The sequence below is a fragment of the Bacillus sp. JJ1562 genome (assembly GCF_036962705.1).
Classification (GTDB): domain Bacteria; phylum Bacillota; class Bacilli; order Bacillales; family Bacillaceae_L; genus Ferdinandcohnia.
Genome location: NZ_JBALOQ010000027.1, coordinates 69804 through 88784, shown reverse-complemented (window position 1 = coordinate 88784; position 18981 = coordinate 69804). Strand labels below are relative to the sequence as shown.

General features: G+C 37.3%; 18 protein-coding genes. 14 read left to right on the top strand and 4 right to left on the bottom strand.

Annotated features, from left to right (window positions below):
* The first annotated feature begins 14 nt into the window (after nt 1–14).
* The 4 genes from V7097_RS17835 to V7097_RS17820 all read left to right on the top strand — a co-directional run bounded on the left by V7097_RS17835 (nt 15) and on the right by V7097_RS17820 (nt 7938).
* Complete coding sequence (locus tag V7097_RS17835; RefSeq protein WP_335704983.1) at nt 15–1367, top strand: glycosyltransferase family 2 protein; 1353 nt, start codon at nt 15–17, stop codon at nt 1365–1367.
* Nucleotides 1360–4608 carry a hypothetical protein gene (locus tag V7097_RS17830; protein ID WP_335704982.1) on the top strand — a complete coding sequence of 1083 codons (3249 nt, stop codon included), beginning with the start codon at nt 1360–1362 and terminating at the stop codon, nt 4606–4608. Before V7097_RS17835 ends, V7097_RS17830 begins: the two co-directional genes overlap by 8 nt.
* 92 nt (nt 4609–4700) lie before the next feature.
* The gene (locus V7097_RS17825) at nt 4701–5066 is read left to right on the top strand and encodes a response regulator transcription factor (protein WP_335704981.1); all 366 of its coding nucleotides are present in this window, start codon (nt 4701–4703) and stop codon (nt 5064–5066) included.
* On the top strand, nt 5053–7938 hold the full coding sequence (locus V7097_RS17820) for an ATP-binding protein (protein WP_335704980.1): 2886 nt from the start codon (nt 5053–5055) through the stop codon (nt 7936–7938). Before V7097_RS17825 ends, V7097_RS17820 begins: the two co-directional genes overlap by 14 nt.
* A gap of 259 nt (nt 7939–8197) precedes the next feature.
* Here the strand turns inward: V7097_RS17820 and treR are convergent, their stop codons facing one another.
* Entirely contained in the window at nt 8198–8914 is a 717-nt protein-coding gene (gene treR, locus V7097_RS17815) for a trehalose operon repressor (protein ID WP_335704979.1), read from the bottom strand.
* Nucleotides 8915–9007: 93 nt separating this feature from the next.
* Entirely contained in the window at nt 9008–10435 is a 1428-nt protein-coding gene (gene treP / locus V7097_RS17810; protein ID WP_335704978.1) for a PTS system trehalose-specific EIIBC component, read from the bottom strand.
* A 217-nt stretch (nt 10436–10652) separates the two neighbouring features.
* Between treP and V7097_RS17805 the strand changes: the two genes are divergently transcribed.
* The 5 genes from V7097_RS17805 to V7097_RS17785 all read left to right on the top strand — a co-directional run bounded on the left by V7097_RS17805 (nt 10653) and on the right by V7097_RS17785 (nt 14943).
* Nucleotides 10653–11786 carry a zinc-dependent alcohol dehydrogenase gene (locus V7097_RS17805; protein WP_335704977.1) on the top strand — a complete coding sequence of 378 codons (1134 nt, stop codon included), beginning with the start codon at nt 10653–10655 and terminating at the stop codon, nt 11784–11786.
* Between the two features lie 123 nt (nt 11787–11909).
* Nucleotides 11910–12425, top strand: a complete 516-nt coding sequence (locus V7097_RS17800; protein WP_335704976.1) for a GNAT family N-acetyltransferase — start codon at nt 11910–11912, stop codon at nt 12423–12425.
* Nucleotides 12426–12484: 59 nt separating this feature from the next.
* Nucleotides 12485–12949, top strand: a complete 465-nt coding sequence (locus V7097_RS17795; RefSeq protein ID WP_335704975.1) for a hypothetical protein — start codon at nt 12485–12487, stop codon at nt 12947–12949.
* 5 nt (nt 12950–12954) lie between these two features.
* Nucleotides 12955–13707 carry a hypothetical protein gene (locus V7097_RS17790; RefSeq protein ID WP_335704974.1) on the top strand — a complete coding sequence of 251 codons (753 nt, stop codon included), beginning with the start codon at nt 12955–12957 and terminating at the stop codon, nt 13705–13707.
* 114 nt (nt 13708–13821) lie between these two features.
* Nucleotides 13822–14943, top strand: coding sequence for a M20 metallopeptidase family protein (locus tag V7097_RS17785; protein ID WP_335704973.1), 1122 nt, complete (start codon nt 13822–13824; stop codon nt 14941–14943).
* Between the two features lie 103 nt (nt 14944–15046).
* Here V7097_RS17785 and V7097_RS17780 read toward each other — a convergent pair whose 3' ends face one another.
* Together V7097_RS17780 and V7097_RS17775 are read right to left on the bottom strand one after the other, a co-directional pair.
* Complete coding sequence (locus V7097_RS17780; RefSeq protein WP_335704972.1) at nt 15047–15457, bottom strand: DUF3021 domain-containing protein; 411 nt, start codon at nt 15455–15457, stop codon at nt 15047–15049.
* Between the two features lie 2 nt (nt 15458–15459).
* Nucleotides 15460–15912, bottom strand: coding sequence for a LytTR family DNA-binding domain-containing protein (locus tag V7097_RS17775; RefSeq protein WP_335704971.1), 453 nt, complete (start codon nt 15910–15912; stop codon nt 15460–15462).
* A gap of 284 nt (nt 15913–16196) precedes the next feature.
* Here V7097_RS17775 and V7097_RS17770 point away from each other — a divergent pair, with 284 nt between their 5' ends.
* The 5 genes from V7097_RS17770 (at nt 16197) to V7097_RS17750 (ending at nt 18886) form a co-directional block, all read left to right on the top strand.
* A complete protein-coding gene (locus V7097_RS17770; RefSeq protein ID WP_335704970.1) occupies nt 16197–16775 on the top strand; it encodes a DJ-1/PfpI family protein in 579 nt (192 codons plus the stop codon).
* A gap of 16 nt (nt 16776–16791) precedes the next feature.
* Complete coding sequence (locus V7097_RS17765; RefSeq protein ID WP_335704969.1) at nt 16792–17292, top strand: HXXEE domain-containing protein; 501 nt, start codon at nt 16792–16794, stop codon at nt 17290–17292.
* 22 nt (nt 17293–17314) lie between these two features.
* Complete coding sequence (locus tag V7097_RS17760; protein ID WP_335704968.1) at nt 17315–17971, top strand: MOSC domain-containing protein; 657 nt, start codon at nt 17315–17317, stop codon at nt 17969–17971.
* Between the two features lie 68 nt (nt 17972–18039).
* Entirely contained in the window at nt 18040–18357 is a 318-nt protein-coding gene (locus V7097_RS17755) for a hypothetical protein (protein ID WP_335704967.1), read from the top strand.
* A 67-nt stretch (nt 18358–18424) separates the two neighbouring features.
* Complete coding sequence (locus V7097_RS17750; RefSeq protein WP_335704966.1) at nt 18425–18886, top strand: hypothetical protein; 462 nt, start codon at nt 18425–18427, stop codon at nt 18884–18886.
* The last annotated feature ends 95 nt before the right edge of the window (nt 18887–18981 follow it).

Sequence of the window (18981 nt, the reverse complement as noted above, 5' to 3'; positions counted from 1 at the left end):
TTATTTTCATTTATATGATCATTATTATCATTGTTTATGGTGGAATGCTACTTCTTTCTTTTTTTCAAATCCGTAAAGGGTATCAGCTTGACGGTTTTGAACCATACGAGGATTTATTGATGTCTGAGAATACAAAGCCGGTTTCTATTCTAGTACCTGCTTATAATGAATCAGCTGGAATATACGGTAGTATAAGATCTCTGTTAAGCATCGAATACCCGGAGTATGAAATTATTATTATTAATGATGGCTCAAAGGATGACACACTTGAAAAGCTAATTTCAAAATTTAAGCTAGTAAAAATAAATCGTGTGATCCGTAAACAGCTTAAAACGAAAGAAGTTAAAGGAGTTTACCAATCGTCAATTTACTCGAACTTATTTGTATTGGATAAAGAGAATGGTGGAAAAGCGGATGCTTTGAATGCTGGGATTAACTTTTCAAAGTATCCTTATTTCTGCTCTTTAGACGGTGATTCGATTATAGAACGTAATGCATTCTTAAAAGTATTAAAACCGATTATTGAGTCTGATGAAGAGGTAGTTGCTTCTGGTGGGAGTGTTCGAATTGCGAATGGTTGTGATATCCAGAACGGAGAATTAATAAGTGTGGGATTATCTCGTAAGCCACTTGTTGTCATGCAGGTGATTGAATATTTACGAGCATTTTTAACTGGGCGTGTTGGATTAAGCCGGAACAACCTCCTCCTTATTGTCTCAGGTGCATTCGGCGTTTTTTCGAAAAAGTGGGTTGTTGAAGCGGGAGGCTATGCCCATACAGTTGGAGAGGACATGGAGCTAGTTGTTCGCCTGCATAAACTAATTAAAGAAAAAAAAGCGAACAAAAAAATAGTGTATGTGCCAGACCCTGTTTGCTGGACTGAAGCCCCCGAATCAATAAAGTATTTACGCCGTCAAAGAAAAAGGTGGCATCGTGGCTTGTTTGAAAGTTTATGGATACATAGAAAGCTGATGCTAAATCCGAAATATGGCTCTATTGGTATGCTATCAATGCCTTATTTCTTTTTTATAGAGTTTTTAGGTCCACTCATTGAACTGATTGGTTATGTCCTTTTGATAGTTTCCATTTTTACAGGAAGCATCTATGTGGAATACGCCATATTATTTTTTCTACTATCCTTAATTTATGGGTCCATCTATTCAATGGCCGCTGTATTGTTAGAGGAATGGAGTATGGAGAGATATTCAAAAATAAGGCAATTTGTGACTTTGTTTTTAGTTTCTATCACTGAAACAATCTGGTACCGACCATTAACGGCTCTTTGGCGTGTGGAGGGAATGATTGAAATGGTAATCGGTAAAAAAGGCTGGGGAGAAATGGTTAGAAAAGGTGTTTCAAATGAGTAAAAAGAATAGTTTCATTGTGACTGCAATCCTATTGCTGTTCATATTATTTACTACTCCCTTGTGGATGTGGCAACTTAAAGCCTCAGAAGAGCTAGATGTCTTAATTATTGATAAAACGGTTCCAGATCAATCATATCGTGAACATAAAGGCTTAGTCTGGATACTTAACCATTTAAAGCTAAAAAAGAATGGGAAAGAAAAATATGATCTGGCTGAGGATTATATTGGCTTCGAACCTACAGAACAGCGCCCAGAATTCAAAATTAGAACATTACCTGAGGATCTTTCCGTTTACGATGTCCTCTATATAGCAGATGGGTATGGTGTCTATATGGACGAATACATGGGTGAAAATCAAGAGGGGACTCGTTCTGAGCTATTATATGGGGGAATGACATCTGATGAGGTTCGTTCATTAGGGTCTTCCTTGAAGGAAAATAATCAAACACTCATTGCCGAATTTAATACATTTGGCTCTCCAACCGAACAGCATGTTAGAGAAGAATTTTATGAATTGTTAAATATAAAGTGGACAGGGTGGATGGGACGTTATTTTAATGATTTAAGCAATAATGAAGTACCATCCTGGCTAAGGGAAAACTATGAAAATCAGTATGGTGAATCCTACACATTCGAAGGAAATGGGCTGGTACTTGTTAATGAAGCAGATGAAGTCATTGTTTTAACTGAGAATGATTTGATGAGTGACCATGTAATGTTTGCTTTAACTGAAACTGGTTCAAAACAATATGAAATAGAACAAAGTATTCAATATAATTATTGGTTTGATGTTGTGGAAGCATCTGATAAGGAAGAAGTTCAAGCGACATTTGAGTTGGCATTATCAGAAGATGGGAAGGCGAAATTAAGAGAATACAACATTCCATCTACGTTTCCTGCAATCGTTCATCATAAAAATCAGCTATATAATAGCTACTACTTTGCTGGTGATTTTGCAGATCAAGAAAAAGTTCCGAGTATTTATCAATTGAGTGGAATCACATGGTGGCAAAAGCTATTTTCCTTCGAGCAAAAAGGGAGAACAGAACCATTCTATTGGAAAGCCTATGTACCAATAATGACTGAAATATTAACGTCAATTAAAGATTTACCAAGTAAATCGAAAATAATCGAACCAGACATTAAGACTGAAGCTGGAATGAAGGTAATCGGACAATCGGGTGAAAATTATCTTCAAGTATACCGAAATGGTGTATGGGAGGATATTCTCATTAAAGGTGTGAATATGGGTATCGCTAAACCGGGCTCATTCCCAGGAGAAACAAAGATTACGAAGCAAGAGTATGCCCGATGGTTTGATCAAATCAGTGAAATGAATGCGAATGCATTACGTGTATACACAATACATCCGCCTGCATTTTATGAGGCTTTATATGAACATAACCGTTATCGAAAAGACCCAATCTATGTGTTTCACGGGGTATGGGTAAATGAAGAGACCTTTTTAGAAAAGAAAAATGCATATGATCCTGCAGTAATGAATGACTTCAAAGAGGAGATAAAGCGTACAGTTGATCTTATTCACGGCAATGCAGAAATTGAGGAAAGAGCAGGACATGCTAGTGGTCAATATGTATTTGATTTATCCCCATATCTATTAGGCTGGATTATTGGTGTTGAGTGGGATCCTGATGGTGTTATTGGGACGAATGAAAAGAATACGGATAAAACAAATTATGATGGAACCTATATTATGACAAATCATGCAACACCTTTTGAGTCATGGTTGGCTGAAATGATGGATTTTACAGCAACTTATGAAGCGGAAAATTATAATTGGCAGCATCCTTTAAGCTTTACGAATTGGGTAACGACAGATTTGCTAAACCATCCTTCTGAACCTAGTGAAAAGGAAGATCTTGTTTCAGTGAATCCAAATGTCATAAAGGCAAAAGAAACATTTTTTCCTGGATTATTTGCTTCCTATCATATTTACCCTTATTATCCAGACTTTTTAAACTTTGAAGAAAAATATGTGGATTACATCGATCATCGAGGAGAAAAAAATAACTATGCAGGCTACTTGCATGATATGAAAGAAAATCATAACATGCCGTTACTCGTTGCAGAGTTTGGAATCCCAGCATCTCGGGGCCTAACACATGAAAATGTATATGGATTAGATCAAGGTCATCATTCAGAACAAGAGCAGGGACAATATGTAACAAGATTATTTGAAGACATTGTTCAAGAAGATATGGCAGGTGGACTTGTCTTCTCATGGCACGACGAGTGGTTTAAACGAACCTGGAATACGATGGATTATGATAATCCTGATCGAAGACCATTCTGGGATAATATTCAAACAAATGAGCAACATTTTGGAATGCTAAGCTTTGAACCGGATACTGAACATACACAGCTACTGATTGATGGAAATCCTTCTGATTGGGAGGCTAGGAACGAGAAGCCTCTTGAATCTATAGATGATAATGGGCTAATAAAGACTGTGTATATGGCTAGTGATGCCAGAGCCCTGTATATTCGGATCGATTATGACAAAGAGAAATGGAATGAAGACGAGCATCAACTATCAATTTTATTAGATACGATTAAAAACCAAGGGCAATCCTCTATTCCTGATATCCCAGCTGCAAAAGAAGAGGGTATTGATTTTCTCGTGCAACTGAAAGGTAAGGATAGCTCAAAAGTTCTAATCGATAGCTACTATGATACATTCTATTATCACTATGGACATGCGTTAGAAATGATTCCAACTAGCACTTATGCAAATAAAAAAAATAACGGAATGTACCATCCGATACGCTTAACATTGAATAAGGAATTGACGATAAATAAACAAGAGGGTTCTATTTCTATACCTTTTTCAGCTTATGAAACAGGAGAATTGCAATTTGGAATTGGGAATCCGAAGAGTAAAGATTTTAATTCACTTTCTGATTTTTATTTCAAAGATGGAATCTTGGAACTTCGATTACCATGGCTCCTGTTAAACGTGAAAGACCCTAGCCAGAAGGAAATCATGGGTGATATATGGTCTAAGGATGGCCTAAATAGTTCTCAATCAATCGAATCAATCTCTGCAGCACTCCTTATTACGAGTGGCCAAAATGGTATTGAACAGCGTGTCCCATCGTCTACTGGAGAAAGGATGCATTATACATGGAGTAATTGGGAGGAACCAATCTATTACGAACGACTGAAAAAATCTTATTACATTTTGCAAGATACGTATGAAGAGGCAAAAGTAAAAAAATAACGATAAAAATGAGTAGACTGATTGATAATCTTACGAGCTTATTAATCAGTCTAAATTCTTACTCAGGTCAGAAGGAGATGCTAAGAAAGAACATGGCAAAAATATTGCTAGCTGAGGACGAAGAAGTTCTCCGTATGCTTGTGGTTGATACACTTGAAGATGAAGGGTACTCAATTGATGAAGCAAGTGATGGAGAAGAAGCCTACACCTTAATTAAGAAAAATGCATATGATCTTATCTTATTAGACTATATGATGCCTGTATACTCTGGGTTAGAATTAATTGAAATGATCAGGAAAGAGAATAATCACACCAAAATAATGATGTTAAGTGCGAAAAGCCAATCATCCGATCAGCAAAAAGTGTTGGATGCTGGTGCCGATTACTTTATGAGCAAGCCCTTTAGTCCACTACAGCTCGTTGAGAGAATCGAGGAGATCCTAGGTGAAGCTAAATAAGTATTTGAAGACAAGCTTAGTGAAACAATTTATTACACTAACAATCACCATTATCATCGCATTTAGTTTATTAATTACTGCATTTATGTTGTATCAAAATCGAATAACCGTTCATTATGAGTTGATGAACGATCATGTGGAAGAGAAAAACAAGCATGCATCTGATTTACGTTATTCAATTAATTTAGCGATTTCCGAAATGAGAGCTTATTATGCTTATGGTGGAGAACAATCCTATTTTAAAAATTTTCAGCACCAAAAGGGAATTGTTGAGGGAAAAATAGCTGCCCTACAAGACGATGCTGACGGTGACGAAGATATATTATTACTTCAAGAAACAAAGGATTTTTACAATTATTATTTTCATGATGTACAACCTAGAACAAAAGATTTTTATGATAATGGACAATTTGATGAGGTAACGAAAATTGCAATAAATCAAAATGCTTCCGATATGATTCGAGTTTATCAGAATAGTTTAAAGGAATATACAGATGACCTTCATGAACAACTCACTATCATACATGATGAACTTACAAAGAAGATTTTCGTTAGTCAAGTTATATTTGTCATTTTGTTAATGGTCCTAAACGCTAGTACGGTCATTTTTGCTCTTAACATGCTTCGTAGACTTCGTAGACCATTAGAGAAAGTCACAATCGCCGCAGGTGAAATCGCTGATGGAAAAACAGTTTCATATACCGATACGACAAATAGAGATGATGAGCTTGGCTTATTATCTAAAGCCTTTGAAAAAATGAGTAAAAGTATCCAAGATAAAGAACAGGATTTGAGTGCACAGAATGAAGAACTTTTAGCTCAGCAGGATGAACTCCAAGCACAACATCTTGAACTTGAGAAAGCTCTAGAAACAATGCAAAGTCGAGAATTAGAGCTTAAGACACGAAATGATTTAATCAATGGGATTGCAAATTCCCTTGATAAAAAGGAAGTATTAACTAGTATCGTCAAAACGATGTGCAGCATAATTGGTGCCGACAAAGGGATCATTGTCTTATTGGATCGAAAGTATGAGCATGCAAGCTACGGTGTTTCAGAGCAGGGGGTTGAGCAGTTTATTAACCATATGCATTCTGGATTAATGATAAGGCTCAAGGAGACGAAAAAGCCTTTCACGATTAAGCGTGAAAGTAATATTGCAGAGAAGGGTTATCATACTTCAAACTCCTATTCTTTTGATCTTTATTTACCAGTTCTATCATCCTCAGGGAATATTGAAGCGGTTATGATATTTACGCGGTTTGATAAAATTTATGATAATGCTGAGTTTGCCGAATACGATAACTTAAGTAAACAAATTGCAATTTCTTTAGATAAGATTAAGCTATTTGAACACTCTGAAGAAGAGCGCCTATTAACACAGGATATCCTAGATAATATAAAAGAAGGAATTCAGCTTGTTGATGTATCAGGGAAAGTGATCCAGGTAAACAAAAAACTATGTGATATGCTCGAATGTGATTCTTCAACTTTCATTCAAAAGGATTATGAAAATTGGATGACCGATTTAGTAAATTCAGTAGAAAATGGATTGGAGCTTAAACGGTTTCTCCATTCGATTTTATTTGAAAATAATACAGAACAAACATCTTTCATTTATCATCAACATAGTCCAGTGTATAGAGTTGTTCGAGTTGATTGTGAACCACTTACTAGAAGCGGTGAAAAATTTGGGACGGTCATTGTCCATCGTGATATTACAAAGGAATATGAAGTAGATGTAATGAAATCAGAATTCGTAAGTACGGTAAGCCATGAATTACGAACACCTCTTGCAAGTGTGTTAGGTTTTACAGAACTCATGCTTAATAAAGAGTTAGCACCAGATAGGCAAAAGAAATATTTAACAACGATTTTTCAAGAAGCGAAGAGATTAACATTGCTTATTAATGATTTCTTAGATGTTCAACGAATGGAAGCTGGTAAACAGACATACCATCAAAAATTCGATGATATTATCCCACTACTACGCAATGTTATCGAGACATTTGAACTTAATAACCCAAATCACTTCTTTCGTTTTGAGGTGAAGACGGATCATACAATGGTGCTTGGTGACAAGGATAAGCTCTCCCAAGTATTCACAAATTTAATTAGTAATGCAATAAAATACTCTCCAAATGGTGGGAATATTTATGTAACCGTCTATGAGGAAGGTACCAACTTAAAAATTGCAATAAAAGACGAAGGGCTAGGAATACCTACAGATGCCCTTGATAAACTATTTACGAAATTCTTCCGTGTCGATAATTCTGATCGCCGTAAAATCGGTGGAACGGGACTTGGTTTGGTCATAGTAAAGGAAATTATGAAAGCCCATAATGGCGATATTTCTGTCCAATCAGTCATGGAAAAAGGCAGTACATTTACTGTAAGCTTTCCTTTAGTTATTGGAATGCAGGACAATACACAATCCAATGAAAATGAACAAAATGATGGACGAAAAGTAAATGTCATTATAGTTGAGGATGATAATAGTCTTGCAAATCTTTTACGAACTGAATTAGAGGAAAGTAATTTTCGTGTAAAAGTATTTAATGAAGGCGAATCTGCAATTAAGGCTATTATGAAGGAGCAGCCGGATGCTGTCGTCCTAGATATCATGCTAGAGGAAAGAGGAATGAACGGCTGGGATATGATTAGACAAATGAAGGATATCGATAAACTAAAATCAATTCCTATCTTTATATCATCCGCACTAGACGAGAAAGAAAAAGGACTAGCACTTGGGGCTAATGAATATTTGATTAAACCATATCAACCAAGTATTTTGTCAAAGCTTATTCTTCAAACATTGTTGAAAAAAGATTGGAGTGGTCAAATCCTCATTCCAAGTGACAATAAGGAGTAAATGTTTAGCCGCGTAACAAAAGAAATAAACCCCTCAAATTTGAGGGGTCTATTTCTTTTATCAAATGAACTTTTTTAGCTGTAAATTCACGTATTGTGAAAGGGAACGAAACTCGTATCCAGTTGGGCCCCTTTTGGTACTTAGCTACTTAGAGCTAGTTTGTGATGTCCTAGAAATATCCGACTACGTACCAGCAAACTACCTATTCTAAATGACCTAAAATTTCCATCAAAATACTAGATAAATAGCCCAATCCGTTCTACACATGTGTCCTCCGCGCAAAATCCACAAACCGGAATTTGTCCGGGCGGTGGCGGGATTCGGTATATTGAAATAAACTAGCATTATCCAAATATACATAGTTTTTAATGACCACAACATTATGAAAACCATCCAAATCAAGAAGCTCTAGGTCTTCATCAGTGGGCTCCATAACCGTGATTTCTTTCTTGGCAAAACTAATGGTTAGCTGTAACTCATTTTCCAAATATGAATAAATCGAATCCTGACAAATCTCTTTGGTGAGCTCTGGGACGTACTTTCGCGAAATAAAATCCTTGTCCAATATAATTCTTTCTCCGCCCATTTCTCTTGTACGTACGACCTTCCAGACCTGATCTTTACCTGAAAGCTGAAGCTGCTGTTTAATAAAAGTATCTGGCTTTCCAACAGTCAACTCGTGCACATTTGTCATCGGCTTATTTCCCATTTTCTCTGCGAGTTCCTTAAAGCTTACAAGCCCGGAAACTGGAAAATCAAACTTATTCACATCAATGACAATCGAGCCTTTACCTTTCATCTTTTGAATATATCCATTTTGTGAAAGCAAGTTCAAAGCCTTACGAATTGTTTCGCGAGAGGTATTGTATGTATCTTTCAACTCATGTTCAGAAGGTAAAAGACTATTAGCCTTGATGTTACCGCTTTTAATTTCTCCTACTAAATCGCTATAGATTGTTAGATACTTGTTATTCATAAAGAATCCCCAATCGATGTAATATTGTTATACTCCAATCTTACCTCTTTAATACGAAAAAAGGGAGGGGGAATTTTTCCCCTCCCTACTATATTACTTTTTACCAAATGAAATTTTACCAACATTAGCTTTTGCGAAGATGATAGTTAAGAAAAATGGAATAAGAACCGCTACAACCATCGCAATGAAGAACATGAACCAGTGACCAGCCTGGATGGATAAGATACCTGGAAGTCCACCAACCCCGATTGAGTTCGCCATTACACCGCTACCTACTGAGATAATCGCTGCAACCAAGGAACCGATCATCGCAGCTAGGAATGGGAAGCCGTATTTTAAGTTAATACCGAACATCGCAGGCTCTGTTACACCTAGATAACATGAAATAGCTGCTGGAATAGAAACTTGTTTTTCTGCTTCATTTTTACGATTAATATAAATCATCGCTAGAACCGCAGAACCTTGGGCAATATTTGATAATGCAATCATTGGCCATAGGTTTGTTCCGCCAAACTCACTCATTAATTGAAGGTCAATCGCGTTTGTCATATGGTGTAAACCAGTGATAACAAGTGGAGCATAGGCAAATCCAAAGATCGCCGCAAATAACCAACCAAATGCTGAAGTTAGGCTAGTGTATACAACATCAGAAATCCAAGAACCAACTGTCCAACCAAGTGGTCCAAGAATGGTATGTGCAATTAAAACTGTAGGAATTAATGCAAAAAATGGTACGATAATCATGGAAATCGCGTTTGGTGAAATCTTACGTAACCAACGCTCTAAATAAACTAGAACGAAACCAGCTAAAATAGCAGGGATAACCTGTGCTTGGTAACCTATCATTTCAATTTGTGCAAACCCGAAATCCCATACAGGTATTTCCGCCCCACCGGCAACTCCATATGCGTTTAACAATTGTGGAGATACAAGCGTAATCCCTAGTACAATCCCAAGAACTTGTGAAGTCCCCATCTTACGTGTAATGGACCATGTGATTGCTACAGGTAGGAAGTGGAAGACCGCTTCACCAATTAGCCAAAGGAACGCATGAACTCCTGCCCAAAATTGGGAGACCTCAACGATCGTTTTTGTACTGTTTTCTAGTAATTTAATATCTCCAATTACATTTCGGAAACCTAAAATCAGACCCCCAACAACAAGGGCTGGAATAAGCGGTGTAAAAATGTCCGCAAGATGTCCCATCATTCGTTGCAGCCAGTTCATGTTTTGCTTAGCAGCAACCTTTGCTTCATCTTTACTTGATTCTTCAACACCAGCGTGTTTCACGAATTCATTATAAAAAGAAGCCACTTCATTACCAACAATTACTTGGAATTGACCTGCCTGGGTGAATGTCCCTTTAACAAGCCCAATTTCTTCAATTTTTTCTATGTCTGCATCTTTCGGATCGTTTAATACGAAACGCATTCTCGTTGCACAGTGTGTTACTGCTGCGACATTATCTTTACCACCAATGTGGTCAAGCAATTCCTTTGCAGGATCTGTGTACTTACTCATTATTTTTCCCCCTAACTCCACAAGATTGTCGAATCTTGTATATACATGTCGTGTTTACGTTTTCAGTTTAACCTGTATATACAAGAGTGTCAATTACTTTAACTTGCTAATTTTTAGCTTTTACGAATAAAGGATTTTTATGCCAAAGCATCCTAAGTATAACTTCCCATCCATCGCAAAAAATAATCTTGAATCTAAAAGGAAATGGAGTGTAAAAATGAAGGCAGTTACGTATCAAAATCCACATAGGGTTGAAGTCAAAGAAGTGGAGGATCCAAAAATCATCAAAAAGGACGACGTCATTGTACGTATTACCTCAACTGCAATTTGCGGCTCTGACCTCCATTTATATCAAGGGAATATTCCACTTCCTGATGGCTATGTGATAGGACATGAACCAATGGGGATTGTCGAAGAGGTAGGTCCCGAGGTCACTCACGTAAAAAAAGGCGATCGAGTTGTCGTTCCTTTTAATGTTGCCTGCGGTAAATGTTATTATTGTGAGCACGAATTAGAAAGCCAATGTGACAACGCGAATCCGCATTATGACTCAGGTGGTTATTTTGGCTACTCTGAAAAATATGGTGATCACCCAGGAGGTCAAGCGGAATACTTAAGAGTTCCATTCGGTAACTTTACCCCTTTTAAAATACCAGAGTCATGTGAATTAGAGGACGAATCATTGCTCTTTCTCAGTGATGTTCTTCCAACTGCCTATTGGAGCGTTGAGAACGCTGGTGTGAAGGAAGGAGACACAGTTATTGTCCTTGGATGTGGTCCGGTCGGCTTGATGACACAAAAATTTGCCTGGATGAAGGGAGCAAAACGTGTTATTGCAGTCGACTATCTTGGTTATCGAATGGACCATGCCAAAGCGACTAATAAAGTAGAAGTTTTTGATTTTACCAAGCATGATGATATGGGGGAGCATTTAAAAAAAATTACGAGTGGTGGGGCCGATGTTGTTATAGATTGTGTAGGAATGGATGGAAAAAAATCACCGCTAGAACTTATCGAGCAAAAACTAAAGCTTCAAGGTGGAACATTAGGTCCGATTCAAATTTCAACGAAAGCCGTTCGAAAGGGAGGCACGGTTCATCTCACCGGCGTGTATGGTGCAAATTATAATATGTTCCCACTCGGTGCATTTTTCGTGCGTAACATTACCTTGAAAATGGGCCAAGCCCCTGTTGTTCATTTCATGCCAGAGTTGTACAAAAAAATCGTCAACGAGGAATTTGATCCAACTGATATCATCACTCACAAAATACCCCTGGATGAAGCGAGTCACGGTTACAAAATCTTCAACGGCCATGATGATAATTGCATAAAAGTTGTCTTAAAACCATAAAGTAGCTTTCGACAAGTCTCGCACTTGTCGATTTTTTATTGATTTTTTTGGAAGTTTTTTCTAATGTAAGAGTATAGAGTGTATTTTTCGGTAGCAATAACAAATGGAAGGAAAAGAATAATAATGACTAAAGGTAATGAATTTTTTAATTACGAGAGTTTTGAAACGGATAGAGTCATTTTAAAAATACTCACGCTTCAAGATACGGAAGAGGTATTTAAGTATTTTTCTAATCCGAAAATTACGGAGTTCATGGATATAGAGCCTTGTAAAACTAGGGAGGAAGCGAAGGAGATTATCACCTATCATCTAGAAGATACAGGGTGTCGCTGGGGTTTATACGATAAGGAAAACAATGAATTTATCGGTACATGCGGTTTTCATTACTTACGAAAAACATCAGATGGAACAATAGCTGAAATTGGATTTGATTTATCACCCTCCTATTGGGGTAAAGGACTTATGGAAGAAGTGATGACAGCTGTTATCCAATATGGTTTTAATAAGGTTGGTTTTTATATGCTGGATGCAACTGTCGAACCTGACAATATACTGTCATTAAAACTTATGGAACGATTAAATTTCAAAAGGGAGTCAGTATTAAAAGAAAATCTCGTTTATTTCACCCTCTTAAAATAGTAAACTCAGAAATAGGAATGACGCTCCGGAATATTGGATAGACAGGAGGGGGAGAACGAATGTGGTATTACTGGTTCACACTTATTTTTTGTTTGGCGGTTGTTCTTATGGCCATAATTATTATACCTTGGATAATCATTGTTTTAACAATTGAGGCAATTCGTGAGCGAAAAACAAAAACTAGGAAAAAGAAAAGTGAAAAGGATGGGCCGTTTGAGAATTTTAAGAGTGTTATGAAATTAACGGGGGCACTACTTGGCTTTGCACTTGTTGCCACTTTTTTGGGCTATATGAGCGTTCCGTATCTAGAAGATATCCCAAATGTTATTCAACGAGAGTTTTCTTTTGAAGAAGGATTTATTGAATATGTAGATGATCGAGGAAAAAGTCGGGATAATGAAGTTAAGGTTAACGGGGAATGGTTTTCCTCGACGGCAATAGAACGTAAACATGTAGGGAGTTATATTACCTTTGATTATTTACCAAATACAAAATTGATAGTTTCATATGAATTCAGGGAGTGAAGGTGATGTTTTGTTTGAAGAAGGGTGGATGGGCTGTCATTTTATTATGTGTCATTCTATTGGCAGCTTGCGCACCAAAAAGTGGGAAGAAAAATGTGGAGATTACGTTAGGAGATTTAGAGCATGAATATATGGAAGAATTTGAGTTTATTGAAGTAGTTGGAGTGAATGAGGAAGGATATGTTGTGTTGTTAGTAGCACCTAAGTCAAATCCTGATATACAATTTCATGCTTACCTTTTTCAAGGGGACGCCGGAGGACTACCGGTGATTGGAATGAATAATAATTATATGGATGTTGCGTTTCTTCATTATGCACCAGAGCTGTATAAAAAACATTTTGGAATCTTGATAGATAAAGAAAAGGCAATAAATGATTATCATGCTTTTACCGAGGAAGCCCAATATTCAAATATCTGGGATTTCAACGATTATTTAGAAACAACCAACTTTGTGATTAAAGATATCAATCAAGAAAATATGGAAGAGATGTCCGAAAAAATATCAAGCGCTCTACTGGACTTTTTGAATATACATCCATTTAGTATGAGAAAAGTTGATGGGGGCAGCGCATATGATGTATTTCGTGTAGGGATTCCTTATGAGTTTACGGGAGAAAAATTTAATGAAGGAAGTATGTATAACTCAATATCTACCGGAGCGGTAATTAAGGAGGAAAATCCTCAGCAATCAGTTTACGATGTATTTCTATGGCATAAGGAACGAAAGGAAGAACTTCGGGATAAAGATGTTGAGTAGCGGGGCTGGCCCGATTATCTGATCTTTAATGTATTTTGGGGAATGGTTATGCAAAATAAAATGGAAGCGTTCAAATAATAATTTAGTAAATTAGTATAAATAGGGGTGATTTCAGTGGACAAGAAAAATCTGGAGTTGGCGATTCAACTTCGTCATGAATTACATGCGCATCCTGAATTGTCATATCAAGAAGTGTGGACGAAACAGCATCTAATTAATTTCCTTAAATTACATACAACGAACTTAAAAATCATTGACAAGGGAAAATATTTTTATGCGAAATATACGGCTGGAGAGGATAAACCAACTATTGCATTCAGAGCGGATTTTGATGCCCTCCCCATTCCTGAAACAATTGACCTTCCATGGAAATCAGCTGTTCCGGGAGTTTCCCATAAATGTGGTCATGATGGACATTCTGCTACGCTTGCTGGATTTTCGCTCGAAGTGGATCAAAAGGGCGCGGATAAAAATGTAATCTTTCTCTTTCAGCATGCAGAGGAGACTGGCCAAGGTGCCATTGAATGCGCCGAAATAATGAATGAAGAACAAATTGATGAAATTTTTGGCTATCACAATATGTCAGGCATTGAGTTCAATGCTGTGCATGTAATTGATGGTACAGCCCATTGTGCCTCAAAAGGGATGTCCATTGAAATGATTGGTTCACCTGCCCATGCCAGTCAACCAGAGGACGGAATTAATCCTTCATTTGCAATGGCTAAAATCATTGAGGCTATACCGGAGTTAACCACTCCAGATCAGTATGATGGCCTCGTTCTATGTACGATTATTCAAGTCGATATCGGCTCGGAGAATTACGGGATTGCAGCCCATAAAGGAGTATTACGATTAACAATTCGCGCTGAAAAAGAAGCGGAATTAAACAAGCTTCAACAAAGTCTCGAAGATCTTGTGACCCAACTTGGGACGGAGCAAGGCATCAAGATTCATTTTCACTACCAAGATGAATTTCCGGAAACCGTCAATCATAAGGAATCGGTTGAAAAAGTACGGATAGTTGCAGGCGACAAAGGATTTCTGATACGTGGGCTAACCTCACCAAACCGTGCATCAGAGGACTATGGACACTATTTGAAACTTGTAAAAGGTGCCTATTTTTATATCGGAAACGGAGAAGAGCATCCGCAAATCCACACCTATGAATATGATTTCCGCGATGAAATTATTGAAACGGGAGTAGAAATGTTTAAAGGACTTTTAGAGATGGAGTAATTGAAACTTTTCCAAGGCCTATTTCTATGACAAAAGGCATTAATTCTCGAAAAATTAATGCCTTTGAGGATTTGCCAACATTAACTATCAGCAGCCGGTGAAATTATAGTTTCTTTAAATCAGCGTTTAAATTCCTTGCTTGATTTTTGAAGTAAAGATAAAAGGCGGTCCAAAAGATTGCATAGACAATTATAGCGATGATGAGTATTAATAAAACTCCTTTGATTGTAAAAGAAATCCATCCAATGGTAAGCGCTATAATTAGGTAAAGAATCAGTACAGTAAAAAAGTGAAGAATTGTTTGCTGGTAAAGTTTCAATTTTCTAATTTCAAAGTACGAAGGGGCGACTGTGAAAAACCATCCACAAAGAATAAAACCGATGGAGTTCTTGAAAAATAAGCTCCCTTCTATCATTTCGATACCGCCAAACAGGTATAATAAATTGGTGGTAAGCACCGCAACAAAGCTGCCGAAGAAAATCCCTAGCATACTACGAAATAACATTTTTTTCATTTTCATTTCCTCCTATTTAATTTTAATGCTGCTTTTATCACCGGTACATAGGTGCGGGATACATATTCCTTTTTTCCGGATTTGAAATACACACAGAGAGTCCCATTGAATGACGCTTCAAAACGGCTTAATTCATGCAAATTTGCAATCACTGATTTAGATAAACGGATAAATTTAGAAGAAGGAAGCAATGTTTCGAGCTCATATAGCTTTTCTTTTATAATAAAAGAATCTGTTCCAGTTACGGCGGCAACCTGTTCGTTTTCGGTATGAAAATAGTGAATGTCAGCTGGATTAAGAATATGCTGCATTTCACCCTTTCTTCCAATGATAAACTGGTGCTCTCTTTCGTGAATATAATCAATTAGCTCCTTAATGTTTTCATCTAAATCCGGGGCTTCAATAGTAACCCTTGCTTCTTTAAACGCTTTATCAATATTTAGGAATAGCTTCAAATTTAAGACACCTCATTTCACATAAAAGAATAATTGTTCCATCTTCTTCCTTTACCTTCTTGTATTGTTTTTCTATTTCCATTTTACGAGGAATTTCCTCTCATGTCTGGATAATTTCGGTAAGTGGCGGATAATTGAGGGTAAGCTGTTGAAAGTAACAAGTCACATCACTTGTTTATATACACTAGGGTAGTGTTTTTTTACTTTGTGGTATTTCGATGCCTCTTTTTAGAAGGGAATTGTTTCAGGCTTGTAGAATTTCTACAAGTAAGGGGTGTTTTTTTATGAAAAAAATATTACTCGCAATTTATGATTCATTTTCTGAGTTTGAAATAACCGTGGCGACTGCTATGCTGCGAGAAACATACAGAATCGTGACTGTTGCGGATTCACTAAAAACAATTACTGGCGAATCTGGCCTTCAATTTGTGCCGCATTTGATGTATCAGCAGGTAGATCCGACGGAGTACGAGGGGATTATCATTCCTGGGGGAGACCTGATCAATGTTAAAGACTCGGAAGAACTGTTTCAACTCACAAAAATCTTTTACGAACAGAAAAAACTAACTGCAGCCATTTGTAGCGGCACATATGTGCTAGCAAGAGCGGGAGTACTCGAAGATAAACCATATACAGTCACTCTCCATCAGGAGCAGCGAAATTTCCTAGGTTGTTTTGAAGAGAACAATTTTCGATATGAACCGGTTGTGAAGACTGGAAATGTGATCACTGCACAGGGCCATGCCTATGTTGACTTTGCGCTTGCGCTTGCTGAAAAGCTTGGAGCTCTAAGTCGTCCGGAATTCACGAGTGAATTTTACAAAGGGCAACGAAATCGGTTGATGGAGGATTCGGTAAAATGATCGGTCTATGGTCATTATGAAACTCACAAAAATAAAAATGTTCCTATTAATGTTTCCACTACTTTATCTTTTTCATGATATCGAAGAAATTTTGACGGTGGAACAATTTCTGATTGAGCATTCGGATATCATTCCCATTCGAGTTACGACATTAGAGTTTGCAGTTGCTTTTTCGCTTCTGTGGGTTTTGGCTTCAGTCGGGTGTTATCAGGCTTTTCGGGAAAAGCAATTCCTTGGAATGAAGCCAACTACTTACCTTTCATTTCTAGTTCCAGGAATCATTTTGGCAAATGCTATCGGACATGTCATGCAATTTTTGTTTATTAGAGAATATGTTCCAGGAATCATTACGTCAGTCATGGTTCTAATACCATATTCATTTTTCACGGCGAGGTTTTTAATCACGACAGGAGAAGTAACGACAAAAAAACTAGTAGCCTATTTTGGGATTGGAATTGTAGTCCAAGGGCCACTTGCCCTTCTTGCGCATATCTTTTCTTCAAGCATAGTAAAATGATAGTTAGAAAGGGGGAACAGCCATGACAATCGAAACCAAAAATTTTTCAATTGGGCTACCAAAAAAAATGACGTATGGAAAAGATGAGGAAGTAATAACGGCAATTCGTAAACAAGCTGTAGAAGAGGCATTTTTAACAAAAGACGGTTTCCGGGGCGATGGGGTTGCCGATTTAAAGCACCACGGTGGTCCTGACCGTGCTGTTTGTATATATCCATATGAACATTATTCACTATGGGAAAGTGAATTTTTTGTTCAGTTTACGCTACCGACTTTTGGGGAGAACTTGACTCTCACGAATATGGAAGAAAAAGATGTGTATATCGGTGATATTTACCTTGTCGGGGATGCGATTATTCAAATCACCCAAGGTCGAATTCCGTGTAGTACCATTACGAAAAGAACCAACAACCCTTATCTTTTAAAAATGATGGTCCAAACTGGCTTTACTGGATACTTAGGTCGTGTTTTAAAAGAAGGAACGGTACGTAAGGATTCTACCATTTCATTAGAGGAGCGAAATCCAAATCAAATCTCAATTCTTGAAGCAAATGAAATCTATTATAAAAGACCACGGGATATTGATGGGATTCAAAAGATACTAGCGGTCGAAGAATTGGCTGCTGAGTGGAAGGACATGTTAAACGAGCGATTAACTAGACTGGAAGCCCGCCACTAATTTTATTGAAACCTTTTTATGGAAAAAACGTAAATAGGATAACAAGTTACTCTAGGGAGTTGAATGTGGTGAAAAACATATATTGTGAAAAATGCTCTGCAGAAATTACGGATAAAAGCAATCTTGTTATTACAACATATTTCCTCATAGTCAAGGCCTACCATGATCATTGTTACTCGAAATCATTAAAAGGTTGGGAAACGGTTTTTGTAGGAAATGAGCCAATAAACGGTTTCTCCGGAAATTTTAAGGCAGGCATTTCATTGGTGCTAGCTATGATTCTATTTCTAGTAAATGGCCCATATGTGTTTCTGGGAATTGTTATCTTATACCTTCCTCTGATGCGATTATTTGCCTGGTATTCAATTGAGAGATATTTAGAGTAACTTTGGGTGTTAATCCTGGCAGGGATTAACGCCCTTTTTGGTGAACTTATTGTAGAGGGGGAGTTTGATGAAGTACAAAAAGACGATCATCATCATAGGAGTCGTAATTATTGCTGGATTTTTACTATTTAAAAAAGATATATGGGTGAAGAATGAAGAATTGCTTCGGGAGCAAGTTTTATCCATAGGACAATCGGTTGAAACCATAAACTTAACTGATGTCACCCCATTCAAATGGGATACGGCCTATTCCTTCAGCCCCTACACCCCGAAGAAAGAAATCTATGAAACTGTGGGATACAAATGGGACCGTATTCGGGAGACCGTGAGTGAGGACATGAACCAAATCGTGTTCTTAAAGGATGGAAAAGTAGTTTGTTATGTTTATGGACACCCGACTAACATCGGTTATAGCATCTATTACTCAGGAGAAACTCTCTCAGAGCGTGCACCAGTTTTAAAGGTAAGTGATGACCTGACATTTCAAGTTAAACGAGAAGATGGGGTTGTTTCTTTAATAAAGTACTAATATTTTGCTAGGGATGAAGTACTTGCACGAGGTTTGTCTCTCAGAAACTTAATGAAGAGTAAAACACTTATTCCGGTTCAGAGAAATCCTCTTCA

Bases quoted from the DNA above. Each gene is read 5' to 3' on its own strand.
- V7097_RS17835 (WP_335704983.1), top strand. From the start codon at position 15: ATGATCATTATTATCATTGTTTATGGTGGAATGCTACTTCTTTCTTTT.
- V7097_RS17830 (WP_335704982.1), top strand. From the start codon at position 1,360: ATGAGTAAAAAGAATAGTTTCATTGTGACTGCAATCCTATTGCTGTTC.
- V7097_RS17825 (WP_335704981.1), top strand. From the start codon at position 4,701: ATGGCAAAAATATTGCTAGCTGAGGACGAAGAAGTTCTCCGTATGCTT.
- treR (WP_335704979.1), bottom strand. From the start codon at position 8,914: ATGAATAACAAGTATCTAACAATCTATAGCGATTTAGTAGGAGAAATT.
- treP (WP_335704978.1), bottom strand. From the start codon at position 10,435: ATGAGTAAGTACACAGATCCTGCAAAGGAATTGCTTGACCACATTGGT.
- V7097_RS17805 (WP_335704977.1), top strand. From the start codon at position 10,653: ATGAAGGCAGTTACGTATCAAAATCCACATAGGGTTGAAGTCAAAGAA.
- V7097_RS17800 (WP_335704976.1), top strand. From the start codon at position 11,910: ATGACTAAAGGTAATGAATTTTTTAATTACGAGAGTTTTGAAACGGAT.
- V7097_RS17795 (WP_335704975.1), top strand. From the start codon at position 12,485: ATGTGGTATTACTGGTTCACACTTATTTTTTGTTTGGCGGTTGTTCTT.
- V7097_RS17790 (WP_335704974.1), top strand. From the start codon at position 12,955: ATGTTTTGTTTGAAGAAGGGTGGATGGGCTGTCATTTTATTATGTGTC.
- V7097_RS17780 (WP_335704972.1), bottom strand. From the start codon at position 15,457: ATGAAAAAAATGTTATTTCGTAGTATGCTAGGGATTTTCTTCGGCAGC.
- V7097_RS17770 (WP_335704970.1), top strand. From the start codon at position 16,197: ATGAAAAAAATATTACTCGCAATTTATGATTCATTTTCTGAGTTTGAA.
- V7097_RS17765 (WP_335704969.1), top strand. From the start codon at position 16,792: ATGAAACTCACAAAAATAAAAATGTTCCTATTAATGTTTCCACTACTT.
- V7097_RS17760 (WP_335704968.1), top strand. From the start codon at position 17,315: ATGACAATCGAAACCAAAAATTTTTCAATTGGGCTACCAAAAAAAATG.
- V7097_RS17750 (WP_335704966.1), top strand. From the start codon at position 18,425: ATGAAGTACAAAAAGACGATCATCATCATAGGAGTCGTAATTATTGCT.